The sequence below is a fragment of the Mucilaginibacter sp. BGA-UO-ETr-C110 genome (assembly GCF_059567985.1).
Genome location: NZ_JCAQPB010000002.1, coordinates 6,203,155 through 6,228,413 on the forward strand (window position 1 = coordinate 6,203,155; position 25,259 = coordinate 6,228,413).

General features: G+C 42.6%; 22 protein-coding genes. 13 read left to right on the plus strand and 9 right to left on the minus strand.

Annotation, left to right across the window (positions count from 1 at the left end; genetic code table 11):
* Nucleotides 1-103: 103 nt before the first annotated feature.
* The 4 genes from AC57BQ_RS26770 to AC57BQ_RS26785 all read right to left on the minus strand — a co-directional run bounded on the left by AC57BQ_RS26770 (nucleotide 104) and on the right by AC57BQ_RS26785 (nucleotide 3,349).
* Complete coding sequence (locus tag AC57BQ_RS26770; protein WP_496409153.1) at nucleotides 104-640, minus strand: RBBP9/YdeN family alpha/beta hydrolase; 537 nt, start codon at nucleotides 638-640, stop codon at nucleotides 104-106.
* Nucleotides 641-736: 96 nt separating this feature from the next.
* Complete coding sequence (locus AC57BQ_RS26775) at nucleotides 737-1,210, minus strand: SRPBCC family protein (protein WP_496409154.1); 474 nt, start codon at nucleotides 1,208-1,210, stop codon at nucleotides 737-739.
* A 150-nt stretch (nucleotides 1,211-1,360) separates the two neighbouring features.
* The gene (asnS, locus tag AC57BQ_RS26780; RefSeq protein ID WP_496409155.1) at nucleotides 1,361-2,797 is read right to left on the minus strand and encodes an asparagine--tRNA ligase; all 1,437 of its coding nucleotides are present in this window, start codon (nucleotides 2,795-2,797) and stop codon (nucleotides 1,361-1,363) included.
* Nucleotides 2,798-2,860: 63 nt separating this feature from the next.
* On the minus strand, nucleotides 2,861-3,349 hold the full coding sequence (locus AC57BQ_RS26785) for a hypothetical protein (RefSeq protein ID WP_496409156.1): 489 nt from the start codon (nucleotides 3,347-3,349) through the stop codon (nucleotides 2,861-2,863).
* 109 nt (nucleotides 3,350-3,458) lie between these two features.
* Between AC57BQ_RS26785 and AC57BQ_RS26790 the strand changes: the two genes are divergently transcribed.
* From AC57BQ_RS26790 to AC57BQ_RS26810, 5 genes are all read left to right on the plus strand, one after another.
* Nucleotides 3,459-4,322, plus strand: a complete 864-nt coding sequence (locus AC57BQ_RS26790) for a DMT family transporter (protein WP_496409157.1) — start codon at nucleotides 3,459-3,461, stop codon at nucleotides 4,320-4,322.
* 111 nt (nucleotides 4,323-4,433) lie between these two features.
* The gene (dnaG, locus tag AC57BQ_RS26795) at nucleotides 4,434-6,365 is read left to right on the plus strand and encodes a DNA primase (RefSeq protein WP_496409158.1); all 1,932 of its coding nucleotides are present in this window, start codon (nucleotides 4,434-4,436) and stop codon (nucleotides 6,363-6,365) included.
* A 169-nt stretch (nucleotides 6,366-6,534) separates the two neighbouring features.
* Nucleotides 6,535-6,903 (plus strand): YraN family protein, encoded by a 369-nt coding sequence (locus tag AC57BQ_RS26800; protein WP_496409159.1) that lies wholly within the window; start codon nucleotides 6,535-6,537, stop codon nucleotides 6,901-6,903.
* Between the two features lie 7 nt (nucleotides 6,904-6,910).
* A complete protein-coding gene (locus AC57BQ_RS26805; RefSeq protein WP_496409160.1) occupies nucleotides 6,911-7,978 on the plus strand; it encodes a glutaminyl-peptide cyclotransferase in 1,068 nt (355 codons plus the stop codon).
* A gap of 277 nt (nucleotides 7,979-8,255) precedes the next feature.
* Entirely contained in the window at nucleotides 8,256-9,350 is a 1,095-nt protein-coding gene (locus tag AC57BQ_RS26810; RefSeq protein ID WP_496409161.1) for a glutaminyl-peptide cyclotransferase, read from the plus strand.
* A gap of 139 nt (nucleotides 9,351-9,489) precedes the next feature.
* Here the strand turns inward: AC57BQ_RS26810 and AC57BQ_RS26815 are convergent, their stop codons facing one another.
* Together AC57BQ_RS26815 and pgi are read right to left on the minus strand one after the other, a co-directional pair.
* Nucleotides 9,490-9,720 carry a hypothetical protein gene (locus AC57BQ_RS26815; RefSeq protein ID WP_496409162.1) on the minus strand — a complete coding sequence of 77 codons (231 nt, stop codon included), beginning with the start codon at nucleotides 9,718-9,720 and terminating at the stop codon, nucleotides 9,490-9,492.
* Nucleotides 9,721-10,117: 397 nt separating this feature from the next.
* The gene (pgi, locus tag AC57BQ_RS26820) at nucleotides 10,118-11,764 is read right to left on the minus strand and encodes a glucose-6-phosphate isomerase (RefSeq protein WP_496409163.1); all 1,647 of its coding nucleotides are present in this window, start codon (nucleotides 11,762-11,764) and stop codon (nucleotides 10,118-10,120) included.
* Nucleotides 11,765-12,018: 254 nt separating this feature from the next.
* Between pgi and AC57BQ_RS26825 the strand changes: the two genes are divergently transcribed.
* The 3 genes from AC57BQ_RS26825 (at nucleotide 12,019) to AC57BQ_RS26835 (ending at nucleotide 15,197) form a co-directional block, all read left to right on the plus strand.
* A complete protein-coding gene (locus tag AC57BQ_RS26825) occupies nucleotides 12,019-12,456 on the plus strand; it encodes a hypothetical protein (RefSeq protein WP_496409164.1) in 438 nt (145 codons plus the stop codon).
* Nucleotides 12,457-12,988: 532 nt separating this feature from the next.
* Nucleotides 12,989-14,081 (plus strand): peptide chain release factor 2 gene (prfB, locus tag AC57BQ_RS26830; RefSeq protein WP_496409165.1). Its coding sequence is split into 2 segments (ribosomal slippage): nucleotides 12,989-13,048 and nucleotides 13,050-14,081, totalling 1,092 coding nucleotides; the frame shifts between segments, so codons are not numbered across the junction.
* 204 nt (nucleotides 14,082-14,285) lie between these two features.
* A complete protein-coding gene (locus tag AC57BQ_RS26835) occupies nucleotides 14,286-15,197 on the plus strand; it encodes an alpha/beta hydrolase (protein WP_496409166.1) in 912 nt (303 codons plus the stop codon).
* 340 nt (nucleotides 15,198-15,537) lie between these two features.
* On the opposite strand, the gene AC57BQ_RS26840 is transcribed toward AC57BQ_RS26835, so the two are convergent.
* Nucleotides 15,538-16,089 carry a GNAT family N-acetyltransferase gene (locus AC57BQ_RS26840; RefSeq protein ID WP_496409167.1) on the minus strand — a complete coding sequence of 184 codons (552 nt, stop codon included), beginning with the start codon at nucleotides 16,087-16,089 and terminating at the stop codon, nucleotides 15,538-15,540.
* 22 nt (nucleotides 16,090-16,111) lie between these two features.
* Nucleotides 16,112-16,969, minus strand: coding sequence for a transglutaminase-like domain-containing protein (locus AC57BQ_RS26845; protein ID WP_496409168.1), 858 nt, complete (start codon nucleotides 16,967-16,969; stop codon nucleotides 16,112-16,114).
* Between the two features lie 45 nt (nucleotides 16,970-17,014).
* Between AC57BQ_RS26845 and AC57BQ_RS26850 the strand changes: the two genes are divergently transcribed.
* Both AC57BQ_RS26850 and AC57BQ_RS26855 read left to right on the plus strand, forming a co-directional pair.
* Nucleotides 17,015-17,803: an O-methyltransferase gene (locus AC57BQ_RS26850; protein WP_496409169.1), complete on the plus strand. Its 789-nt coding sequence runs from the start codon at nucleotides 17,015-17,017 to the stop codon at nucleotides 17,801-17,803.
* 7 nt (nucleotides 17,804-17,810) lie between these two features.
* Nucleotides 17,811-18,305, plus strand: a complete 495-nt coding sequence (locus tag AC57BQ_RS26855; RefSeq protein ID WP_496409170.1) for a hypothetical protein — start codon at nucleotides 17,811-17,813, stop codon at nucleotides 18,303-18,305.
* A 16-nt stretch (nucleotides 18,306-18,321) separates the two neighbouring features.
* Here the strand turns inward: AC57BQ_RS26855 and AC57BQ_RS26860 are convergent, their stop codons facing one another.
* On the minus strand, nucleotides 18,322-19,455 hold the full coding sequence (locus tag AC57BQ_RS26860) for a BamA/TamA family outer membrane protein (RefSeq protein WP_496409171.1): 1,134 nt from the start codon (nucleotides 19,453-19,455) through the stop codon (nucleotides 18,322-18,324).
* A 183-nt stretch (nucleotides 19,456-19,638) separates the two neighbouring features.
* Here AC57BQ_RS26860 and AC57BQ_RS26865 point away from each other — a divergent pair, with 183 nt between their 5' ends.
* The 3 genes from AC57BQ_RS26865 (at nucleotide 19,639) to AC57BQ_RS26875 (ending at nucleotide 25,257) form a co-directional block, all read left to right on the plus strand.
* Nucleotides 19,639-20,619, plus strand: coding sequence for a deoxyhypusine synthase family protein (locus AC57BQ_RS26865; protein WP_076378712.1), 981 nt, complete (start codon nucleotides 19,639-19,641; stop codon nucleotides 20,617-20,619).
* A gap of 253 nt (nucleotides 20,620-20,872) precedes the next feature.
* Nucleotides 20,873-22,156: a c-type cytochrome gene (locus AC57BQ_RS26870; protein ID WP_496409172.1), complete on the plus strand. Its 1,284-nt coding sequence runs from the start codon at nucleotides 20,873-20,875 to the stop codon at nucleotides 22,154-22,156.
* A gap of 38 nt (nucleotides 22,157-22,194) precedes the next feature.
* Nucleotides 22,195-25,257 carry a TAT-variant-translocated molybdopterin oxidoreductase gene (locus AC57BQ_RS26875; protein ID WP_496409173.1) on the plus strand — a complete coding sequence of 1,021 codons (3,063 nt, stop codon included), beginning with the start codon at nucleotides 22,195-22,197 and terminating at the stop codon, nucleotides 25,255-25,257.
* Nucleotides 25,258-25,259: the final 2 nt, after the last annotated feature.

Below are 25,259 nucleotides of genomic sequence, written 5' to 3' on the forward strand. Positions count from 1 at the left end.
GCGAGGTACGAAGCAATCTCTATACTTTACAGAGCGACTCTGCTAATCGGGGATTGCTTCGTACCTCGCAATGACGTGGTTGGGTTTCGTAGGGTTAAATATATCAATTATCCAATTGTTTCAACAGCTCAAGACCCTGGGGCCATTCGCCATAACCGGATGCTAAATTAATATGGCCAGCATCGCCAATTTCTACCAATTCACTACCCCAGCTATCGGCAAATAATTTAGCCCGTTCGGCGGTTACATAATAGTCGTTGCTGCTGGCTACGGTGATGCTCTTGAAAGGTAGTTTTATCAGGGGAACAGGTGTAAAACCGGTAGTGCCTTCGGGATAAGTATCAGCCTCGGTATCACTTGGAGCAACCAACAGGACGCCTTTAATATTTACCTTGTATTGCTGTGCCCAATAGGCTATGGTGGTGCAAGCCAGGCTGTGCCCAACCAGGATCACGTTTTGGGGATCATGTTGTTGCACATAGCTGTTGAGGGTTGATATCCAGTCGTTGCAAACCGGGGTATCCCAGTCCTGTTGTTCAATACGACCAAAGTTAAATTGTTTTTCCCAAAGCGACTGCCAGTGCGCCGGACCGGAGTTTCCCAGTCCCGGGTGGATAAGAATGGTTGAGTTAAAGGTCATAGTAAATGCTTTAAATAAGAATATTGAACAACGAATCTTGAATAATGAATTTCGAAGTACTTCGGTGTTCGACATTCGAAATCCGATATTTTTACTTTAAATTATTAATTGCTCCCCTTTCAGGGGCTGGCGGGCCTCAGCTATTTCTTTGATCACCAGGTTGCGTTTTTCTAAAAGCCGGCGCATGTAGTTCTGCAAAAAAACAAGATCGAATATAGTTCCATACGGCGATTCGTACCGGAAGATGTCTTTCATCAGGGTTTCCTCTTTGATCGCAAAAAAGTAATGTTCATGCCTGAAGCTTTTGAAAGCGCCCTGCACCATTTCGTCGGTAAAAAAGTTGGGGTATTCCAACTCGGTGATTTTTGAGGTTAAGGTTTGCCAAAGGCCAAAGTGTTTAGCCCGCCAGGTAACCCATTCGCCGAGTTCAATGAGCCCGCTGGTACGGCCTGCAATGGCAGTTTCGCCGGTATGCCGGGTTGAAGCTACATGCACATCAATATTCCGGGCCAGATCGAAACATTTCGCTATGGGTGCATTAATATGGGTAGCTAATTCAATTACTGGCATATAGACTTATTAATTCATGTCATTGCGAGCGATAGCGTGGCAATCTCATCATACGCAGAGCGAAATGCACAGTTCGCGATTGCTTCGTTCCTCGCAATGACATACTTTTTATAAATCAGCGATATCAACGTAATCAATAAAAATCAACGGTTAAAACTCAGCATTTTTTGGGAACCTTGGGAAAGGGATCACATCGCGGATATTGCCCATACCGGTTACAAACAGTACCAGGCGTTCAAAACCCAGGCCGAAACCAGCGTGCGGACAAGAGCCAAAACGACGGGTATCCAGGTACCACCAAAGCTCGTCTTTAGGGATATCCATTTCGTCCATACGTTGTTCCAGCTTATCCAAACGTTCTTCACGGGCTGATCCGCCTATAATTTCGCCAATACCCGGGAATAGGATATCCATAGCGCCAACAGTTTTGCCGTCGTCGTTCTGGCGCATGTAAAATGCCTTGATCTCCTTTGGATAATCGGTTAGGATCACCGGTTTTTTGAAGTGTTTCTCCACCAGGTAACGCTCGTGTTCGCTTTGCAGATCGGTTCCCCAGCCCTCAATAGGGTATTGGAACTTTTTCTTTTTGTTCGGGGTCGATTCCTTCAGGATGTCGATAGCCTCGGTATAAGTAAGGCGTTCAAAGTCGTGATTTAAACAAAACTGTAGTTTTTCAAGCAGACTCATTTCTGAGCGTTCGTTCTGTGGTTTTTGTTTTTCCTCTTCCTCCAGGCGCTGGGTTAAAAACTCGATATCATCGGCATTTTTGTCCAGGGCGTATTTGATCACATATTTCAGCATCTCTTCGGCCAGATCCATGTTATCGTCCAGGCTGTTGAAGGCAACTTCAGGTTCGATCATCCAAAACTCGGCCAGGTGGCGGGTAGTGTTGGAGTTTTCGGCACGGAAAGTTGGGCCAAAAGTATATACATCGCTAAGGGCCATAGCGCCAAGCTCACCTTCCAGTTGCCCGGATACCGTAAGATTGGTTGGGCGGCCAAAAAAGTCCTGTTTAAAATCGATCTCGCCGGTATCTGTTTTCGGGATGTTATCCAGATCGAAATTGGTCACGTGGAAAGTTTCGCCAGCACCTTCCGCGTCAGATGCGGTGATCACAGGTGTATGCAGGTAAATAAAACCACGCTCCTGAAAAAACTGGTGTACCGCGAATGCCAGGCTGTTGCGCACCCGGAATATCGCCCCAAAAGTACTGGTGCGGAAACGCAGGTGGGCGTTCTCCCTCAAAAACTCCAGACTGTGTTTTTTTGGCTGGATAGGGTATTTTTCAGGATCGCTGTCGCCCAGTATTTCAATATCGGTGGCTATAACTTCAACAGTTTGACCTTTACCCTGCGAAGCAACTAATTTACCGGCAACGCTTAAAGCAGCACCCACAGTAATGCGTTTCAGCAGGGCAGGGTCTGTATTTTCGAAATCAACTACAATTTGGATGTTATTATTTGTTGAGCCATCATTTAAAGCAATGAAACGATTGGAACGGAATGCACGCACCCATCCTTTTACAGTTACATCAATGTCGGTTTGCTGACTTTGCAGCAATGCTTTAATCTTTACTCGCTGACTCATATAATATATTTTTTAGAGCCGCAAAAATACAATTAATTATGTAACCAAGCAGAGCGGTTTGAGCTATTTTGAAGACCAGGTTGCCCGGTAATAACCGTTCTTAAAACTCATTGTATCAGGGTAGGCAGTGACCGGACTGCCATAAGTACGGCTGAAATACAAGGTAAAGTTGCCTTCTGTTATTTTTCCATCGCCAAATATAGTAGAGGTAAACGTATTGCTTTTGGATTTATCCAGACTATAGCTGCTCACTATGACATCCTGCCCAACGGTAGTAAAGTAGGTTGCATTAACCAGGGTATAATGGCTTGCATCTGTTTTTTTTAGTATAAAATTGATATTCTCTTCGCCCACATGCCCGCTTAAACTAACGGTATCTGTATTGTTGGGATTGGTATAACTTATTTGTGATGGCGCTTTCCAGTTTATGCCGGCTTTTGATGCTAAAATAGCTTCAGGAGGCTTGGGCAGCACGCAGCAATTGCGGCGTTTGTTACAGGACGTAATAACCAGGGCAAGTAATATTAGTAAGGTAAATAAGGTTTTTTTCATGGTTGGTGGTTTGGTTTAATAAAATTACGCAGACAGATGTTGTTTTGATACAGGAAGGATGATTTTTAATAACCTATTTCCTTAAATTTGCCGCTCACCTGTCGCCCCTATGAATCCCAAGATCAGTCTTTTTATTGGTATTTTATGTATAGCTTTTTCGCCCATATTTGTAAAGCTTTGTGGGGCTCCGCCAATTACTGCGGCATTTTACAGGGTATTTTTGGCCTGGCTGGTATTGGCTCCATGGTGCTTCTGGAAGGTTAATCTTAAAATAGCCACTAAAGATCTGTTAACCGCTTTCCTGGGCGGCCTCATCTTTGCCTCAGACATCGCCGTTTGGAATATTTCGTTGGGGCATATCAGCGCCACCGTATCAACCCTGTTGGCTAACCTGGCGCCGGTTTGGGTTGGGCTCATCAGCTTTTTCATCTTGCGTAAAAAATCGGGGATGTTGTTTTGGGCAGGTACGGGTATTGCCATATTAGGGATGATCATTTTAGTGGGTTACCAGAATATACTCAATCTTCAGTTTAATATCGGTATTGTACTGGCACTCCTGGCCAGTATGTTTTATTCCGTTTACATTGTGATAACCAATAATATTTTACAGCGGATAGGTACCCTGTCGTTTATGTTTTATAATATGCTGGCGGCGAGTTTATTTCTGCTGATCATCGGCTGTTGGCAGGGCAATAACCTGGTTAACTTTTCTTTAAACAGCTGGCTTTGTTTTTTGGGGATGAGCCTGCTTTGCCAGTTAACCGGCTGGATAACCATTAACTATTCACTGCGGTTTTTGGAGAGTACAAAGGTAGCCATAGCGCTTTTGGGACAAACGGTAATTGCCGGTATTATAGCGGTAATTTTACTACATGAAAGTTTACAGCTGAAAGAAATAATTGGCAGCGTGATTGTGCTTGCCGGGATAGCGGTAACATTTTTAAAAGGAAAGCAATCGGTTAGTATCAAGTAGTTAGTATCAAGTATCAAGACAAACGAAATTCTTTTTATAAAAGAACCCATGATACTTGGTACTAACTACTTGATACTTGATACCCGATACTCTACCTTTGCATTTTAGCGCATGATCATAAAATCCACTATCGACCGTATTATGGAAGCCACCGACATTGTGGAGGTGATAGGGGAATTTGTGCAGTTAAAAAAGCGCGGTGCCAACTACGTGGGCTTGTCGCCTTTTGCCAATGAGCGTACCCCATCGTTCACGGTATCACCGGCGAAAGGTATTTTTAAGGATTTCTCGACGGGGAAAGGTGGCTCAGCGGTTACTTTTTTGATGGAGCTGGAGAAATTCAGTTATCCCGAAGCTTTAAAATGGCTGGCCAAAAAGTACGGTATCGAGGTTGAAGAAACCGTTGATCATCCCGAAAATAAAGAAGAAGATCTGCGCCGTGAAAGCCTTATGATCGTGACGGCTTTTGCCGCCAAATTTTTTCATGAAAGTTTGCTGGATAGCGAAGAAGGCAGGAATATCGGCCTGAGCTATTTTAAAGAACGCGGTTTCAGTACCGAAACCATCAAAAAGTTCGAATTGGGTTACTCGCCCGATCAGTGGGAGGCTTTTACTGGTACCGCCATCAACCAGGGCTATCAGCAGCAATTTTTAGAGGAAAGCGGCTTATCGGTTAAACGCGACAATGGTACGTTGTACGACAGATACCGGGGCCGTGTGATGTTCCCGATACATAGTTTTACCGGGCGTGTCATCGCTTTTGGTGGTCGTACGCTTAAAAAAGACAAGAACGTACCCAAATATGTAAACTCGCCCGAGAGTGAGATCTACCATAAATCAAACGTACTTTATGGTTTATACTTTGCCAAAAAAGCTATCCGCGATGAGGATAACTGTTACCTGGTAGAAGGTTATGCCGATGTGCTGTCGGTTCACCAGGCGGGTATCGAAAATGTGGTGGCATCATCAGGTACCTCGCTAACTTCGGAACAGATCAGACTGATAGGTCGTTTTACCCAGAATATCACCATTTTGTATGATGGCGACGCGGCTGGTATCAAAGCATCTTTGCGTGGACTGGATATGATATTGGAAGCGGGACTTAATGTAAAAGTGGTCTCTTTCCCGGATGGACATGACCCCGACTCTTATGTGCGATTGGTAGGTACCAACGCTTTCAAAAAGCATATTGAGGAAAATAAAAAGGATTTTATCCTTTATAAAGCCAACCTGCTTTTAAAAGATGCCGGTAACGATCCAATAAAAAAAGCCGAAATTATCCGCGAGATCGTAGAGAGTATTGCCAAGATCCCGGACTCGATCAAGGCTTCGGTTTTCATTAAGGAATGTAGTTATCTGTTACAGATAGATGAGCGTTCGCTGCTGTCTGAATTGAATAAAATGCGGCAGGCCAAAGCCAAAAAGGATGGTCAGCAACAGCAAAATACCAGGTATTCACCAGCTCCTCCGGATGAGCCCAACTTTTTTGATGAACCCGAGGTTCAGGAAGCAAAAGACGAAAGTACGCAGGAAAAAGAGATCATCCGGCTATTGCTCTTGTACGGAAATAGAATGATCGACTGGGACGGCATCGCCAATACCTATATCGGTCCGTTTATGATAGCTGAGCTCGGCGACGTTACCTTTGAACACCCGGTGTGCAAGATGTTTACAGACCTGTACCGGCAGGAAGTGGAGAACGGTGTACTGCCCGATGATACCTATTTTATTCATCATCAGGATAAAGGAATTGTTGACCTCACCGTAACCATGCTGGCTACCAAGTATACGCTGAGCGAAAACTGGTACGAGATGCACAGGATCATGATACATGATGAGCAGGACAACATGAAGGCTGCCATCCTGGGTGCCATATTCCACCTCAAAAAACATAAAGTGGGTAAAATGCTGGAGAACCTGCGCAACGAACTGCAAAAGGCCGAGACCGAAGCCGACCAGGAAATATTACTGAACCAGTATATCCGCATGAAGAAGGTCGAAAAAATGATCTCCGATTTTTTAGGCTCGGTAATTATCAAATAATGGAAAACTGGAATCAAGATATTAGAGTCAGGAATCAAGATAGGAACAAAAAAACCAGTCCGGATATGATTTTTAGTACAGCGGTAAATCCACTTAACTGCCATCTTGCCATTGTCTTTTTTTACTATTGTCTTAATTCTTGGTTCTTGACTCTTGATTCTTTTAAATAATGGCCAAACACCTCGACTTGGGTCGCACCGGCGAAGCTTTAGCCAAAACACACCTGGAAAATACCGGTTATGAAATACTGGACGAGAACTGGACCCACGGAAAAGCCGAGATAGATCTGATTGCTTATAAAGACAAGGTTATTATATTTACCGAAGTAAAAACCCGCACTGGCAATGGTTTTGGTGAACCGGAGGATTTTGTGGATGCCCGTAAACAAAAATTACTGGCTGATGCCGCAGATGAATATATTTACCTCATGAACCACCAGGGCGATGTGCGGTTTGATATTATCGCTATTTTGTTTGACCGGGATAAAAATTATAAACTAAACCATATTGAAGATGCGTTTTGGCCTTCGACCAGTTGATTTATTAATGAATAATAAAATAAAAATACTTTTTGCCGCCTGTGCCTTATTCACGTTTGGCTGTAGCTGTAATAATAAACCAAAAGATAACAGTGCTGATTATACCATCAGTCCCGAGGCCGGTACCTCCTACAAATCCGGCGATGAAGTAAAAGTTAAAGTAAGTCTGCCTGCCGATAGTAAACCAGATTCCATCGTGTACCTCATGGATGCCCTGAAAGTGGGTGTGGCTAAAGATTCAGCTAGTATCAGCATCAAAACAGATACTATTCCGCTGGGTATAAAAGTGATTACCGCCAAAGTGTATGCCGGTGGTAAAGATCAGGAAGTAACCACGAATATTATTTTACTGGCTGCTAAAGCACCGGAATTGCTGACCTATAAAGTTGAAAAAGTGTTTCCGCATGATACCAGTGCCTACACTGAAGGGCTGCAGTATGCGGATGGTGTTCTGTATGAAAGCACCGGCGAACCGGGACATTCCACTATAAGAAAAGTGGATCTGGAGACAGGAAAGATATTGAAACTTACCAAACTTGGATCGCAATATTTTGGAGAAGGGTTATCTGTAATAGGCGATAAGGTTATCCAGCTTACCTACAGGGAAAAGGTTGGTTTTGTGTATGATAAAAACTCATTAAAGCCATTAAGCACATTTACCAATAATGTGGGTGTAGAAGGCTGGGGTATGTGCTTTGACGGCAAAAAATTATATATGGATGATAGTACCAACCGTATCTGGTTTCTGGATAAGGATACCTATCAGCAAAAAGGGTACATTGATGTTTGTGATGATAAAGCAAAGGTTGATTCAGTAAACGAGTTGGAATACATTGATGGCAAGCTGTATGCTAATGTTTACCAAAAAGATGATATACTGGTCATTAATCCCAAAACGGGAGCCGTACTACAGAAGGTGGATCTGAAAGATATTTACCCCATGGCCAGCCGTCCGCAGGACAGGGATTGGGGTAATAATGTACTCAATGGTATAGCCTATGATGCCGCTACCAAACGCCTGTTTGTGACTGGCAAAAAATGGCCGCATTTGTACCAGATAAAGCTGAGCAAATAGCCATCCTTATCCCAATGTTATTAAATTAAGGAATTCTGCAAACCCCATCGGGGTTAAAGCTTTGTCGAAAAAAGTCAGCACCCAGGTCGCATACCTACAGCATGCTAAATATTTATTCTTTGCTTACTGACTGATGCCGCAGATGAATATATTTACCTCATGAACCACCAGGGCGATGTGCGGTTTGATATTATCGCTATTTTGTTTGACAGGGATAAAAATTATATACTAAACCATATTGAAGATGCGTTTTGGCCTTCGACCAGCTGATATATTGATGAATAATAAAATAAAAGTACTTTTTGCCGCCTGCGCCTTATTGGCATTTGGCTGTAGCTGCAATAATAAACCAAAAGAAAGCGGCGCTGACTATACCCTCAGCCCCGAAGCTGGTACCTCCTACAAGTCAGGTGATGAGGTAAAGATCAAGGTGAGCCTTCCTGCGGATGCAAAACCGGATTCTATAGTGTACCTGCTGGACGCCTTAAAATTGGGTGTGGGTAAAGATTCGGCAGGGATCAGCCTTAAAACAGATACCATCCCTTTGGGTATTAAAGTGATTACCGCGAAAGTATACGCCGGGGGTAAAGATCAGGAAGTAACCACCAATATTATTTTGACAGCTGCTAAAGCGCCTGAGATGCTGACCTATAAGGTTGAAAAAGTATTTCCGCATGATACCAGCTGCTATACCGAAGGTTTGCTTTACCAGGATGGCGCGCTTTATGAAAGCGGGGGCGGTTATCTTGACCCTCCGCCGGGACAATCAAAAGATGTGCAGTCAAGATTAAGAAAAGTTGACCTGACTACCGGCAAATCGATCAAACAAATTATGCTTGATCCAAAAGTTTTTGGCGAAGGTATCTCTATTGTAGGCAACAAGATCATCCAGTTAACCTACCTGGAAAAGATAGGTTATGTTTATGATAAAGACAGCTTTAAATTACTAAGCACATTTGCCAATAATGTAGGCGTTGAGGGATGGGGTATGTGTTTCGATGGCAAAAAACTATACATGGATGATAAAACCAACCGGATCTTTTTTCTGGATAAAGACACTTATAAGCAAATTGGTTTTATTGATGTATATGATGATAAAGGACAGGTAGAGGAAGTTAACGAACTGGAATATATCGATGGCAAGATATACGCCAATGTATATCATACCAATAACATATTAGTAATAGACCCTAAAACAGGTGTAGTATTACAAAAAGTCGACTTAAGCAACTTATATCCGGAAGCATCCAGAAATCCCAATGCCGATGTAATGAATGGCATAGCCTGGGATGCACAAGGTAAGCGCTTGTTTGTAACCGGCAAAAAGTGGCCGCATTTGTACCAGATAAAGATTAACCCCCCAACCCCCTAAAGGGGGAGCATTAAGATGTGTAGATGTGCAAATTTCAAATGTGCAGATGCTTTTAAAATCTGTTTAATACGGATCATTTGCACATCTGCACATTTAAAATTTGCACATCTTAATGCTCCCCCTTTAGGGGGCTGGGGGGCTAAATCCAGGGTGTGTGATGTGGGTTGGCTTTTTCCCATTTATCGAGCTTATCGTTTACAAAATATAGCCAGTAGCTTTCAATAACGGGCCGGTTGGTATCGCCATTCAGATAGTATTGCTGGCTATATTGTACAACCTCAATAAATGTTTTAGTATCAGGATAGTTTTTTGCGGCTACGGTATTATCTGGTTTTTTGTTTAAATACTTCTGCGCTTCATCTTTGCTCATTCCTAATTTTAGTACGCTCAGATTTACGGGTCTTCCCGCATCTATGTTTTCACGGATTACGCCACATGATGTAATCATAACAGTCAACAGTACTATTATGAACGGTTTAAAAGGTTTGGTCATATTAATTGTTCTTGAAATTATATGGATATAGAGACTGTTTTAACGCTAAAGTTTAAGCGTAGAAAAAATAAAAAGCATAAAAAAAGCAAGAGCCGATTAAATCAACTCTTGCTTTTTGATGTGCAGATGTGCAAATTAACTCCGTTGAGGGCTTCGCCGTTTCAGATGTGCAGATGCTTTTAAAATCTGTTTAATACGGATCATTTGCATAGCTGCACATCTGAAATCTGCACATCTGGCATCTTGATGCCCCCCCCTTCAGGAGGCTGGAGGGCTACCTCCAGACCTTATACTGATTGATCAAACCATTGGTCGACGAATCGTGGCTGCTGATCTCACTGTTATCTTTCAATTCAGGAAGGATCTTGCCGGCCAGTTGTTTGCCCAGCTCAACACCCCATTGGTCAAAGCTATAGATGTTCCAGATAATGCCCTGTACAAATATTTTGTGCTCGTACATGGCTATTAACGAACCTAAACTATGAGGAGTGATCTTTTTAAGCAGGAATGAGTTGGTAGGACGGTTACCTTCAAACACTTTGAAAGGCGCTATTTCAGCTATCTCTGCTTCTGATTTACCGGCCGCTTTTAACTCGTCGATCACTACTTCTTCGGTTTTACCGTTCATTAAAGCTTCGGTTTGCGCAAAGAAGTTTGACAGTAACATGTTATGATGTTCGCCAAGCGGATTGTGTGATTGTGCAGGCGCTATAAAATCGGCAGGGATCAGTTTGGTGCCCTGGTGTATCAGCTGATAAAAAGCGTGCTGACCATTGGTGCCTGGTTCGCCCCAGATGATCGGGCCGGTAGAGTAATCAACCTCTTTGCCATTGCGATCCACATGTTTACCATTGCTTTCCATATCGCCCTGTTGAAAGTAAGCGGCAAAACGATGCATGTACTGGTCGTATGGTAATATCACGTTGGTTTCTGATTCAAAGAAGTTATTATACCAGATACCGATCAAAGCCTGTATAACCGGGATGTTCTGGTCGAACTCGGTAGTGCGGAAATGCTCGTCTGTAGCATGAGCACCTTCCAGCAGTTTCACAAAATTATCAAAGCCAATGCTTAAAGAGATAGACAGGCCAATAGCGCTCCATAAAGAGTAACGACCGCCAACCCAATCCCAAAATTCAAACATGTTTTTGGTGTCGATACCGAATTTTCCAACAGCAGCGGCATTGGTTGACAGGGCGGCGAAATGCTTGGCCACATCAGCCTCTTTTGCTCCGGCAGCCAGGAACCAGTCGCGGGCGCTATGCGCATTCGCCATAGTTTCCTGCGTGGTGAATGTTTTGGAAGCGATGAGGAATAAAGTAGTTTCCGGATCAACCACTTTTAAAGTTTCGGCAATGTGCGTGCCGTCTACGTTAGATACAAAGTGTAGGGTCAAATGGTTCTTGTAAGCCTTTAACGCTTCGGTAACCATTACCGGACCCAGGTCTGAACCGCCAATACCAATATTCACCACATCGGTGATCGGTTTGCCGGTATAGCCTTTCCAGTCGCCGGATATAATGGCGTGACTGAAATCTTTCATGTGATCAAGCACTTTATTTACATCGGGCATCACATCTTTGCCGTCAACATAAATCGGTTTGTTGCTACGGTTACGCAGGGCAATATGCAGCACCGGGCGGTCTTCAGTAACGTTAATTCTTTCGCCCGAGAACATGGCCTCAATTGCCTTATTTACTGAACATTCCTTAGCTAACTGTATCAATAAAGCGATAGTTTGCTCGTCGATCCGGTTTTTGGAATAGTCAAACAAAATGTCTTCAAACTGGATATGGAATTTTGTAAAACGCTCTTTATCAGTATCAAATAGCTCTTTCAGGCTTTTTGATACGATATCGATGTAGTGGTCTGTTAAATATTTATAACTCTGGGTGGTGGTAAAATCGATATTTGGCAGCATAATTGAAGTGTTTTTTAACAAAAGTAACAAGTTAATTGTTAGGTGGATATTAAATATGAAACTAACAATTCTTAGTGTTATTTTAACACTGCTTACATAGTGTTTGTTTTACACCTAAAAATTACGAAAATTTTAAAAATATTTGACAATTGTTTGGATATTTCAAATAGTTATTTGATATATTTGTCTTGTTGGTAATCAAATGGACGATTTATCATCAATTTGTAAATTTAAAAGTAAAAATAAAAAAGGTCATGTTTGAAAAACTTTTTTTGCTTGTAAAAAATAACGCCGGGACGGCTGTTGTTAACAACCCTGTGATACCTGCTAAGCACCGCGAGGCAGTGATGATTGAAGCCTCAAGTTCAATTATTGAGGTTTTAAAAGGCCATATGGAAAATGGCAAATTGAAAGAACTTGTCAAGTACTTTCAATCGTCGGGTATTTACAATCATTCTTTAGTATCAAGCATGGTTAACCGCTTTGCCAACCGTTTGAATACTTTTTATCATATCGACCCGGTACAATCACTGGCTGCTGCAAATGCGCTGATACCACAGGTAATGCAGGAATTGGTAAGAGAGTCAAAAAGCGAACAGATCAAAGAATTTGGTTTAACTAACATGCTTACCAAACTAAATGGTAACAAAGCCGACCTGAGCTTATTGGTTAATAAACTGATGGTGGCTTAATAAAATATAACTGACATTATAAGGCCCGCAATTTTGCGGGCCTTTTTTGTTGGGGTAAACGCCTGGGTTTACTTTGACCAATTCCTTCCGGAATTTATTCAGATGGCAATACGGCGGAAAATTATGGTTTACAGTGTAAACCCACTTATGATAAGAAAATTAATGTAATTATCTTATTTTCAAATATATACAAAAGTGTAAACCATAAAAAGTGTAAACCATGTAAACCCACTTTTTAGCAAAATAGCCTCTGTTTAAAGTAATAGCACACGGTTAGACAGAACAAATAAATAATATCCAAAAGGGGCTGTCACCCTGAGCTCCGTCGAAGGGTAGAGCGCAGAGGCCTACCCACCATACTTCGACGGAGCTCAGCATGACACCCTTTTTTGAAATGTTTAACCATAGGCTATTACTTTGTTTAAGGATCATGCTTCCCTCCCTCTATTAAGCATAGCTTAATAGAATATCACCCGCTGCTTTACGGAACTTTTTTATTTATGCCGATTATCAAATTGTATATATTTGCCAAATGACTAAAGAACAGATTCAGGATTTAAGGGATAGATTAGTTTCCCTGAGGAGGCATCTTTGACATCGACAAGAAGCTTGACCAATTAAAAATAGAACAGGAAATAACTGTTGGCCCTCATTTTTGGGATCAGCCCAAAGAAGCCGAAAAAGTACTGGCATCCATCAAAACCAAAAAAGTATGGACAGATGAGTTTCAGAAAGTATCATCCGTAATTGATGATGCCGGCGTGCTTTTTGAATTTTACCAGGGCGGCGATGCTACCGAAGCAGAAATGCAGGAGCAATACAATCAAGCCATCAAAGTAGTCGAAGAGCTGGAATTCAAAAATATGCTTTCGGCCGAGGAAGACCAGTTTAACGCCGTTTTACAAATTACAGCCGGTGCCGGTGGTACCGAAAGCTGCGACTGGGCGGGCATGCTCATGCGTATGTATATTATGTGGGGCGAAAAAAATGGCTACAAAGTTACCGAGCAGGATTATCAGCCGGGTGATGTGGCCGGTGTAAAAACCGTAACCCTGCAACTGGAAGGTGATTTTGCCTATGGTTATTTAAAAGGCGAGAATGGTGTTCACCGCCTGGTACGGGTATCGCCGTTTGATGCCAATGCCAAGCGCCATACTTCATTTGCCTCGGTATATGTTTATCCCCTGGTTGATGATACCATCGAGATCGATATTAACCCTGCTGATATTGAGTTTGAAACCTTCCGCTCTGGTGGTGCCGGTGGACAGAACGTGAACAAGGTGGAAACCGCGGTACGTTTATATCACAAGCCATCGGGCATCATTATCAAAAACCAGGAATCGCGTTCGCAGCTGCAAAATAAGGATAACGCTATCCGCTTGCTCAAATCGCAATTGTATGAAATTGAGATGCGCAAACGTATGGAGATCTCCAATGCCATTGAAGGTAACAAAAAGAAAATTGAGTGGGGCTCACAGATCCGTAACTACGTGCTTCATCCATACAAACTGGTGAAAGACCTGCGTACCGATCATGAAACCTCTAATGCCGCCGCGGTATTGGATGGTGAGCTTAACGAATTCCTAAAAGCTTACCTGATGGAATTTGGCGGGCCAAAAAGCTAAATAAAATACAAGCAAGTCATCCCGAATTTATTTCGGGATCCCATATACTCGGTGTACTATGCAATTCTACCTTGCATATGAGATGCTGAAACAAGTTCAGCATGACATTTCTTATTAAAATTCAACGGTGCTTTCATAATTGAAAGCACCGTTTTTTGTTTTAGACAGAAATTGTAACTTGCTAACCCATTTACAAATCTTTTTATGAGAACCATTTTATCAGCTTTTATTTTAATGATAGTAACAACGGCGGCGTATAGCCAGGAGAAGGCAATCCCATTATATCCCAAAGGTGTACCCAATTCCAAACCTACCCCTGCTGCATATGTTGAGAAAACTGATCAGCGATCCTGGATAGACCACGTTAGTCAGCCAACACTTACACCCTATTTTTTGCCAAAAGATAAGGCTAATAATGCTGCTGTAATAGTTATTCCAGGTGGTGGTTATTCCGGGTTGGCTTCGGCACATGAGGGTATGGCCATTGCGCAGGAGTTTAATAAAATTGGTGTTACCGCTTTTGTTTTAAAATACCGCTTACCCAGTGATGAGATCATGCAGGATAAATCCATTGGTCCGCTGCAGGATGCACAAACTGCCATTATGATCGTCCGCAAACGGGCCGCCGAATGGGGTATCGATCCCAACAAGATCGGTATTATCGGTTTTTCGGCAGGCGGGCATCTGGCCTCTACAGCTGGTACTCATTTTGATAAACCTGTAATTGAAAACAACGGCATCAGCGTACGTCCCGATTTTATGATGCTGATTTACCCGGTGATCACTTTTGGCGAGCAGGCCCATGTGGGTTCGCGCGAAAACCTGATCGGTAAAACACCATCTGCGGCACAGGTCGATCTGTATTCCAATGAGAAACAAATTACCGCCAATACCCCGCCAACGTTTTTAGTACATGCTGAGGATGATAAAACTGTACCTGTACAAAACAGTCTGCTGTTTTATGATGCCCTGCTTAAAAACGGCGTAAAGGCCGAAATGCACCTGTTTCAGGAAGGCGGTCACGGCTTTGGCTTAAACAATTCCAAGAACAAAGGCAAATGGTTTGACTGGGCTACAAGCTGGTTAGATGAGAATGGGTTTTTGAAGGGAAAGTAGGATGGGTAAATACAATGCTCATAAAAAGAAGGAATGAAAAGTGACCTGGCCTTAAACTTAGTTGTTTTAGTGGTAATGGCTCCCTATTTGTTGCTTTTTTATAAAAAGGAAAATATCAGGATAAGGTTGTTGTTTGTTTCCATGATAGAAATATCCTTTTTGTGCGTTTTAATAACCATTGATTTTTTAAGTCACGGAGTTTTAACAAGCACTATCTTTTTTTATAATTCTTATGTTTGGATAAGCGTCCTTTTGAATTTGATATTGATTTTTTTTAGTTGGATATTCAAAAATACTTTTAAATCAAAAACCTAAAGTATTGGAGTTGCGTTCGGCCTAATTATGAGGTAATATGCAGAAAGATATACTCCATACCATCCACCTCATCCATGGCCTCGCCGATTTTTGTAAAACCTAAACGGGTTACTAATTGAAGTGAGGGGTTATTTTCCGGCGATACAGAAGCAGCAAATTTAGTAACACCAAATTCGGTTTCTGCCCAGGCTATCATCGCTTTGATGGCTTCAGTTGCATAATTAAGTCTCCTGTATCCTTTGAATATTCGGTAGCCTAATTCAACGGCGTCCCGAACATAAGCATGCAGATATTCCGGATCCGGGCGGCTATGGAAACGGATCAGGCCGATCATTACCTGTTCCTCGGGTAAGATAACGGCCCGAGCCGACCAGGGGAAATAATCAGGATCATTGTTGAGCTGCCGCTGACCATATTCAAAACTGCTGGTATGTTCCAATAATTCTTTTGGAATGCTGGCTCCAAGCAATCGCCCGGCGCTTCGTAAATTACCGGCTAAACACGCTTCGATAACATCATGGCTCATGAGGCGAAGTATCAATCGCGGAGTAATGATATCATCCAATGGTGTATGCATAAATGGGGGGGAGTGGATTTGATTATTCCAATATTGCCAACAACTCGTTCATCTCATCAACCTTTTCTGCTGAGCCCAGATTCTCATAGGCGCTGATCAGGTTACGGATCACCCGGCGAATGATATCGGTATTGGAGCAGGGTTCATAAAACTGCTTATCGGCTTTCAGGTTCAGCTGCTTCAGGAACATATCTACATCCCGACGACCAAATATAAAGCCCTTATTAAAGGCGTTGATGTAAAACAGGATGCCGCTTTCAAATTCGCTTTGTTGGCTCTCATCCAGGTAAGCTAAAATAAAATGCTGTGGCAGGTTTACGCCGTATACCGGTATATCCAGCTTTTGGGCAACTATCGAATAAATGATAGCCAGCGATATCTGGTTACCTTTTTTGATGTCCAGCACCTGGCTCAGGTAGCTATTTTGCGGATCGAGGTGATTAGAGGTATTGCCGCTGAAGCCGTATATATTATAAAACACATGATTGATCAACTTGATCTGCTCCTTGGGACTGGCTTCATGCATCATCTGTATCCAGATGTCGCGTTTGATGCCTTCTATCTGGTTAATGATCTTTTGTTCGTCCAGATCGGGGTATTGGTAGCGGTTAATGATGAGGATACCCTGTAACAGGTCAAATGCCCCGCTCTGATGCCAGAGTTTCAGGTCGTTTTTAAGGGTGATGAACTGAATTTCATGAACCAGGTTGGCTATACGTTCTTGCTGTACGGCATCAAAAGCCTGCTCAAAAGCGCTTTCCAGGAAAGCGATGGCTTCCACACCATATGCCAATAGTTTGTCATGCACATGCTCATATATCTCACTATCAGGGTCGTCAAGCAAGCGAATCAGGGAATTTACTTCAGTTGGATTAATCATACGCTGTAATGCTAAAATACTAAACCTTTATTTATTTTTACAGCGATGTTAAATTTTAGGTTTGTTAAGGATTACCTGTTGCACCGCATCCGGGCAAAAAACAGGCACGGCTTACACTCTCCGTTTGTTTATCAGCTGGTTGATTCAGTTATTTACGATCATGCCGCCCAAAAAACATACCACGAGATTGAAAATATCCGCAAAAAATTACTTGTTGACAATCGTGTGATCACCGTGACCGATCTGGGCGCAGGATCACATTTGAATAATAACCGACAAAAAAGAATAGGCGACATTGCCGCCAATGCTTTAAAGCAACCCAAACTGGCGCAATTGCTTTACCGGCTGGCCGCCCGCTTTAAACCACGCAATATTATTGAACTGGGTACCTGTCTGGGTATCACCACGCTTTACCTGCAGGAAGGCGCTCCAAATGCGCACATTTATACCATGGAAGGCTGTCCGCAAACAGCCGGGGTGGCCAAAGAAACATTTGCGCAGGCAGGCTTTAAAGAGATTGAATTGATAACCGGCAACTTTGATGATAACCTGCCGGGCGTTATCCGCAAACTCGATCAGCTCGACTTTGTATTTGTGGATGGCAACCATCAGAAAGATGCCACTTTGAAATATTTTGAATGGTGCCTGCCAAAAGTGCATGAAGATACCCTGCTGATATTTGATGATATTTACTGGAGCGAAGGTATGAAGGAAGCCTGGGCGCAGATCAAAGCGCATCCGCAGGTTACGGTAACGGTCGATCTGTTTTGGATAGGACTGGTATTCTTCAAATCAGGACGGGCCGAGCAGGAGCATTTTAAGATTAGATATTAATTACAATATGCGCATTGCTGTAAAGATCATAACAGGATTAATTGTATTTGGCTTTATTGGCGGATGTATATATTTTGTAGGTGGTGTTAGCGCTACATATCCACCAATAAGAAAATACGAATGCAACGGAAGCATTGAACAATTCGGAAACGCGATCCGCAGGCTTGCTTTTGCCGATTCAGATATAATAAATTTAAAAATCTCAAGGCGGGATAGTAGTCGTGATGACGACGGCAGCAGAGATATGGTTATCAAAATTAAGAAAGATACCGTTAAGATTCTTTATGACTTAGTCTGTGATGAAGCAACAGGTAAAGCAGAAATCCGACTTGTTGGGGCGCATAACTATAATCAAACAATTGGGGGGTATAGAAAGGAAGATGCTGGGGTAAAAGAGCTTCTGCGTTATTTTGAAACAGATTTTTTAGATAAATTAAACAAACAACAAGGCATAATCCTAAATCCGGATAAATCCTTTTGGGGAAATTTCTCTTTGTATTAAAAATATAGTCGAGAGCTTAAAACGCTTGTCCTAATCCCACATAAAAGCCGCTTTGCCTGGCTTCGCCGGCAATTTTTTGGCCAATGCCATAGTCGGCACGTATGCTCAGTCCTTTTTCTATGTCGAAAAAGTAACGGAGACCGCCGCCATAATTTGGTTTCAGGTCGCTAAAGCTGAAGTCTTTATTAAACACTTCGCCTGTGCCTATAAAGCCTACTACGCCAATCCGCTCAGTGAGGCGATAGCGTAACTCAGTCTGACCAACAGTAAGGTTACGGTCACGATAACGGCCGTTGTAATATCCTCGCATAATTTCGTCGTTACCCAGGGTGGGCATCATGAAAAATGGCGATTGGCCACCTATCAGGCTCTGGTCCTGTATATCAATACCCAATACCAATTTCTTGCTCAGCGAGAAGAACTGGCTGTACTCAATGTTAAAAAAGCCCCCTTTGTAATCAAACCCAGATAAACCTTTGATTAACTGCAGCGAACTGCTGATCAACGCGCCGCGGGTAGTGTAGGTGTTGTTGTTGCGGCTATCGAAAATAAGGCTTGGGCCTACATAAACACTTGTGCCGCCACTTCTGAACTGCACGCGAGGGTCGGTATAAAAAATACTGTTGGGTTGGCCATCGCTAAAACTGTAATGATCGCCCCCGGCAACCAAACCCACATAAAAATTATCGGCTACCTTTTTTTCAGCTGCAAAATTGACTTTAAGCCTTTTCTGGCCAATGCGATCGGTATTGGCTTTGAGGGTGTTATTGCCAATGCCATAAAAATCAAAAGGAAAGTTGATATAGCCAATGCCCGCTGTAAAATGATATTTGTTTTGCGGTGTCCAGTAACTGGTGCTCAGGCTTAGCCTGCTTTGCCCTTTGGTAGTTAGGGTGGCATAACCAAAAATGTTGGATACCCGGGTATTGCGGCTTGCAGTATCGGTGTAAAAAGAATATAAACCTGCACCGCCGGCCTCTAACCCAGTTTCGGGGGCCGAGCTTAGTACGGGTAAAATAACAAAGCTGCTTTTTTTAGTAGTGTCTTTATCAAAATACATTTTCCTGATAAATTTGGGCAGGAGATGTGTTTGCGAAAATGCGGATGGAACGCTGATAAATATAAAGAGAACGGTAATAACTTTTTTCATATATAGTGTGCCGCAAATATAGAGATTATAGATATGCAAATTATAGATGTGCCGATTTCATATCTGCATGTTCGTACAACAATATTTCATCAACACATTGTTAACTCATCTGCACATTTGAAATCTACTTATCTGCACATTATAAAAATGTCTACTTTTGTGCCGAAATTTTATTGATATACTATGAGCATCACAAGAGGACCTATTTCGCAGTTTATTGAAAAGAACTATCTGCATTTTAATGCGGCAGCATTAATGGACGCGGCAAAAGGATATGAAACACACCTTGACGAAGGCGGCAAAATGATGGTTACCCTTGCCGGTGCCATGAGTACCGCTGAGCTGGGTATTTCGCTGGCCGAAATGATCCGCCAGGATAAAATTGCCATTATTTCCTGTACCGGCGCCAACCTGGAAGAGGATATCATGAACCTGGTAGCACACTCACACTATAAAAGAGTGCCTAACTATCGCGACCTGAGCCCGCAGGAAGAGTGGGACCTGCTCGAGAATCATTATAACCGTGTTACTGATACTTGTATCCCGGAAGAAGAAGCTTTCCGCCGTTTGCAAAAGCATATCCACAAAATATGGAAAGATGCTGATGATAGCGGTGAGCGTTATTTTCCGCATGAATATATGTACAAGATATTATTAAGCGGAGAATTAGAACAATACTATGAAATAGATCCAAAAAATTCCTGGATGCTGGCCGCTGCCGAAAAAAACCTGCCTATTGTTGTACCAGGATGGGAAGACAGTACTATGGGTAACATCTTTGCATCGTACATTATCAAAGGTGAGCTAAAAGCATCAACGATGAAGAGTGGTATTGAATATATGGCATGGCTTGCCGACTGGTATACTAAAAATTCATCGGGCAAAGGAATAGGGTTTTTCCAGATAGGCGGCGGTATTGCCGGTGACTTCCCGATATGTGTAGTACCTATGCTTTATCAGGATATGGAGATGCACGACGTTCCGTTCTGGAGCTACTTTTGCCAGATATCAGATTCAACTACCTCGTACGGCTCCTACTCAGGCGCGGTACCCAACGAAAAAATAACCTGGGGCAAGCTGGATATACATACACCTAAGTTTATTGTAGAAAGCGACGCGACTATTGTTGCACCATTGATATTTGCCTGGATATTAAAACAATAATTTAAATTTCAAATATGCCGACAATGCAATTTGTGATTTAAAAAATTGCATTGCCGGCCAAAAAGCCTCCCTGCGTTGTTTAAAAGGCTTTTTGTAATTATTTAGAACGATTATAAATTATAGGTTACTGTCATTTATGTGTCAGCGATACTGTAATAAATTTTACTTTTGTGCCTGAAATAATGAGATGGAGCGTACATCTTTACAGCGGTTTCAAACATTAATATAAAATTATTTAGCATAAATACACTTTATGAGAAATTTCTCATTGATTTTTAAACAATTCTCAAGGTCGGTTCTCTTAATTGCCGGGTTTGCTTTTTGGGGTTTTTCAAATGCTTACGCTCAGGCCGACGCGGCTAAAGGCGAAGCCATCTTTAAATCCAAATGTACTGCCTGTCATAAGATCGATCAGCAATTAATTGGCCCGGCTTTGGGTCCGCAGCTTACCGAAGAAACGGACGACAAATATCTGATCAAATGGATTCAGAACAACCAGGCCCTGATCGCTGCCAAGAATCCTAAGGCATTGGCGATCTATAACAAGTTCAACCAGGCTGGAATGACGGTATTTACCGAGCTTTCTGACGCTGATGTAACTAATGTTATAGCTTATGCACGTGCCGAATGGAAAACCATACAGGCTGCTCCTAAAGCAGGTGCCGGCGATGGTAAAACTGCCGCTGCTGAAACTGGTCCAAGCAGTATGGTTATCTGGGGTTTAGTTGCTGTTATCATTATTGCATTCATTGTAATACTGGTATTAAACAGGGTAGTAGCCACTTTAGAGCGTCTGCTGTTAAAGGGTAAAGGCCTTGTAATTGATGAAGAGGTTGAGCCAACTGCTGAAGAGGTAGCTGAGGCTAAGAAAAAAGATCTGATCAAAAGGATCCTGAAAAATAAGAAACTGGTATTCTTTATCATTATCTGCGGTACGCTTGCTATGGGCAGCTGGGGATGGGTTACCTTGTGGAACACTAACGTGCACACAGGCTACCAACCGGTACAGCCTATCAAATACTCACACGAGCTACACGCAGGTACCATGAAAATTGATTGTCAGTATTGCCACACCGGCGCTTACAAATCAAAGAACGCTTCTATTCCTTCGCTTAACGTTTGTATGAACTGCCACAAGGTTGTTAAAACTGAGTCGCCGGAGATACATAAAATATATGATGCTTTGGGTTACGATCCTAAAACTCAAAAGTATGACAGTACCGCAGCCAAACCTATCCAATGGATACGTGTTCACAACCTGCCAGATCTGGCTTACTTTAACCACTCACAGCACGTAAAAGTTGGCGGCATCAAATGCCAAACCTGCCATGGTCCGGTTCAGACTATGAAAGAGGTTTACCAGTACTCACCATTAACTATGAAATGGTGTATCCAGTGCCACAAACGTACCGAAGTTAACGGTAAAGGAAACGCTTACTACGATAGCATACTTGCTGCTCACGATAAGATCAAGAAGGGCGAGAAAGTTACAGCCGCGGTGTTAGGCGGTATCGAGTGCGGCAAGTGCCACTATTAATAAATAAGAATTTTAGCATTACAGTTTATATAACTTAAATGGACAGCAATAAAAAATACTGGAAAGGTTTAGAAGAACTAAACAGAACACCAGAATTTGTTGAGAAAAATAAAAACGAATTTGCCGAGCCAATTCCAATTGAGGATGTGCTTAGCGGAGATGGTTTATCTGCTAAAACCCCACGTCGTGACTTTTTGAAAGCGCTTGGGTTTGGTGTAGGCGCGGTTACCCTGGCAGCTTGTCAGCGTGTACCTGTACATAAATCAATTCCTTACCTTATAAAACCTGAAGAGGTTACACCTGGTGTGGCCAACTATTATTCTTCAACTTATGAAGGGCAGGCTATATTAGTTAAAACACGTGAAGGTCGCCCTATTAAGGTTGAGGGTAACCCTAATGATATTTTTTCAAAAGGCGGCTTAAGCGCGCAGGCCCAGGCATCTGTTCTGGATCTGTATGATGTAAACCGTTTAAAAGATCCAAAACTGAATGGCAGCGAAGCCGGATGGTCTGAGATCGATGCTTTTGTGATCAAAGAACTGGCCGCTATTAAAGCAGCTGGTAAAAACATCCGCTTAGTAACATCAAGCATCAACAGCCCTTCTACTTTAGCTGTAATTGCCGATTTTATTAAGCAATACCCAACAGCTAAACATGTTACTTATGATGCCGTATCTTATACCGGTATTATACAAGCTAACCAAAACAGCTTTGGTAAAGCTGTAATACCGCACTATAACTTTGATAAGGCTGATATAATTGTAAGCTTTGGCGCTGATTTCCTGGGAACCTGGATCTCTGGCGAAGAGTTTACCCGTCAGTACGTATCAAACCGTAACAACAAGTCGCTTGAAAGCAAAAAGATGTCACGTCACATCCAGTTTGAAAGCGGCATGAGCATTACCGGTACCAATGCTGATAACCGTTTAGCGATTAAACCATCAGAAGAAGGTATCGCTATTATCAACTTATATAATGCTATTTCTGGTACTACTTTACCAGGTTCAAAAAAATTAAGCAGCAAAGCAGCAGAAAACGCTGTCACTATTGCCGCTAAAGAATTGGTTGCTGCTAAAGGAAAAGCTTTGGTAGTAGCAGGTTCAAATGACGTAGCTACACAGGTTTTAGTAAACGCCATCAACTCCCTGCTGGGCAGCTACGGTACTACTATCGATCTGGATAACCCATCAAAACAATACACTGGTAATGATGCTGAGTTTGTTGAGTTTGTAAATGAATTAGGTCGCGGTGAAGTTGCAGGTGTATTATTCCTGAATGTTAACCCTGCTTACGATTACTTTAAAGCAAAAGAATTTAAAGACGCGCTGGCTAAAGCACGTCTGAGAGTATCCTTCGCAGATCATGATGATGAAACAGCTTTAGTATCAAATGTAATTGCGCCAAACCACCATTACCTGGAGTCATGGGGCGATGCTAATGCTACTGAAGGTTACTACACCGTTATACAGCCAACTATCAATCCGGTATATAACACCCGCCAGGCCGAGCACAGCTTACTGGTATGGGCACAAAACCCGGTTAAAGATTATTATACCTTCGTTCGTAACACCTGGAACGAAAGCCTGCTTGCTAAAGGTGGTTTATCTGGCCAAAAAGGTTGGGAAACCCTGTTGCAAACCGGTATGATCAAAACTACGCCAAACACTGCAGGTACTTACACCTTTAACCGTGACCTGAACGCTGTAGCGCAAACTATTTTAACACACAGCGCTTCAATTACAGCTGGCGAAGGCAAGTTTGAATTACAAGTTTACCAGTCACCTGCAATAGGCGATGGTAAACGTGCCAACAACCCTTGGTTACAGGAATTGCCAGATCCGGTTTCGAAAGTTACCTGGGATAACTTTGTGGCTGTTTCTGTTGCCGATATCAAAAAACTGAAACTGAGCGAAGGTGACGTGATCAAAGTAACCGCCAATGGTTACACTGTTGAGCTTCCTGTACTGGCACAACCAGGTCAGGCACAAGGCACTTTATCTATAGCCGTTGGTTACGGTCGTACAAATGCGGGGCCGGTAGGTGATAACGTAGGTAAAAACGCGTTCCCTTTCTACAGCTTCCGTAACGGAACTTTCCAGACTACTGCTGTAGTTACCGGGTTTGATCCAACAGGTATCAAATCGCCACTTGCGCAAACACAAACGCACCACTCTTACGAGGGGCGTAGTGTAATCCGCGAAGCTAAATTTGCCGAATACAAAAAGAATCCTGCTGTACACAGCGGAAACGAAAAAGGCCATAAGAACTACGACGAAGAAAGCTTATGGGATGTGCCAAGCCACGATCGCCCGGTTTATGACTGGGTTATGGCTATCGACTTAAACGCTTGTACCGGTTGTGGTGCCTGTGTGGTAGCTTGTAACGCAGAAAATAACATTCCTGTAGTTGGTAAAGACGAAGTACGCCGCCGTCGCGAAATGCACTGGATCCGTATCGACCGTTATTACAGCTACGAAGAAAAAGGCGAAAGCATTACTGAAGAGTACGAAATTGATAAATTAAAGGATGATGCTTTTGATAACGTAACCGTTGTGCATCAGCCAATGCTTTGCCAGCACTGTGACCACGCTCCTTGCGAAACAGTTTGCCCGGTATTAGCAACCGTTCACTCATCAGAAGGTTTAAACCAGATGGCATACAACCGTTGTGTAGGTACCCGTTATTGCGCAAATAACTGCCCTTACAAAGTACGCCGCTTTAACTGGTTTAACTACTGGAACGATTCACGTTTTGATAACTACCTGAACAATGAGCATACTCAACTGGTGTTAAACCCGGATGTTGTTACCCGTTTCCGCGGTGTAATGGAAAAATGCTCTATGTGCGTTCAACGTATACAAGCTGGTAAACTAAAAGCTAAAATTGAAAAACGTCCGTTGAAAGATGGCGAGATCAAAATGGCTTGTCAGCAAACATGTTCTGCAAACGCTATTGTTTTTGGTAACAGGAACGATCCTAATTCAGAAGTTTCAAAAGCACTGAAGAGCGAAAGAACTTACTACGTGCTGGAAGAATTAAACGTACAACCAGGTATTGGTTACCAGGTAAAAGTTAGAAACGCAGTTGAATTAGAGGCTTAAAA

Coding starts and splice junctions, on each gene's coding strand:
- AC57BQ_RS26850 (WP_496409169.1), top strand. CDS start 17,015: ATGTTAAATTTTAGGTTTGTTAAGGATTACCTGTTGCACCGCATCCGG.
- AC57BQ_RS26775 (WP_496409154.1), bottom strand. CDS start 1,210: ATGCCAGTAATTGAATTAGCTACCCATATTAATGCACCCATAGCGAAA.
- dnaG (WP_496409158.1), top strand. CDS start 4,434: ATGATCATAAAATCCACTATCGACCGTATTATGGAAGCCACCGACATT.
- AC57BQ_RS26845 (WP_496409168.1), bottom strand. CDS start 16,969: ATGATTAATCCAACTGAAGTAAATTCCCTGATTCGCTTGCTTGACGAC.
- AC57BQ_RS26785 (WP_496409156.1), bottom strand. CDS start 3,349: ATGAAAAAAACCTTATTTACCTTACTAATATTACTTGCCCTGGTTATT.
- AC57BQ_RS26835 (WP_496409166.1), top strand. CDS start 14,286: ATGAGAACCATTTTATCAGCTTTTATTTTAATGATAGTAACAACGGCG.
- AC57BQ_RS26800 (WP_496409159.1), top strand. CDS start 6,535: ATGGCCAAACACCTCGACTTGGGTCGCACCGGCGAAGCTTTAGCCAAA.
- AC57BQ_RS26855 (WP_496409170.1), top strand. CDS start 17,811: ATGCGCATTGCTGTAAAGATCATAACAGGATTAATTGTATTTGGCTTT.
- AC57BQ_RS26840 (WP_496409167.1), bottom strand. CDS start 16,089: ATGCATACACCATTGGATGATATCATTACTCCGCGATTGATACTTCGC.
- AC57BQ_RS26860 (WP_496409171.1), bottom strand. CDS start 19,455: ATGAAAAAAGTTATTACCGTTCTCTTTATATTTATCAGCGTTCCATCC.
- pgi (WP_496409163.1), bottom strand. CDS start 11,764: ATGCTGCCAAATATCGATTTTACCACCACCCAGAGTTATAAATATTTA.
- AC57BQ_RS26810 (WP_496409161.1), top strand. CDS start 8,256: ATGAATAATAAAATAAAAGTACTTTTTGCCGCCTGCGCCTTATTGGCA.
- asnS (WP_496409155.1), bottom strand. CDS start 2,797: ATGAGTCAGCGAGTAAAGATTAAAGCATTGCTGCAAAGTCAGCAAACC.
- AC57BQ_RS26815 (WP_496409162.1), bottom strand. CDS start 9,720: ATGAGCAAAGATGAAGCGCAGAAGTATTTAAACAAAAAACCAGATAAT.
- AC57BQ_RS26770 (WP_496409153.1), bottom strand. CDS start 640: ATGACCTTTAACTCAACCATTCTTATCCACCCGGGACTGGGAAACTCC.
- AC57BQ_RS26790 (WP_496409157.1), top strand. CDS start 3,459: ATGAATCCCAAGATCAGTCTTTTTATTGGTATTTTATGTATAGCTTTT.
- AC57BQ_RS26870 (WP_496409172.1), top strand. CDS start 20,873: ATGAGAAATTTCTCATTGATTTTTAAACAATTCTCAAGGTCGGTTCTC.
- AC57BQ_RS26825 (WP_496409164.1), top strand. CDS start 12,019: ATGTTTGAAAAACTTTTTTTGCTTGTAAAAAATAACGCCGGGACGGCT.
- AC57BQ_RS26805 (WP_496409160.1), top strand. CDS start 6,911: ATGAATAATAAAATAAAAATACTTTTTGCCGCCTGTGCCTTATTCACG.
- AC57BQ_RS26865 (WP_076378712.1), top strand. CDS start 19,639: ATGAGCATCACAAGAGGACCTATTTCGCAGTTTATTGAAAAGAACTAT.
- AC57BQ_RS26875 (WP_496409173.1), top strand. CDS start 22,195: ATGGACAGCAATAAAAAATACTGGAAAGGTTTAGAAGAACTAAACAGA.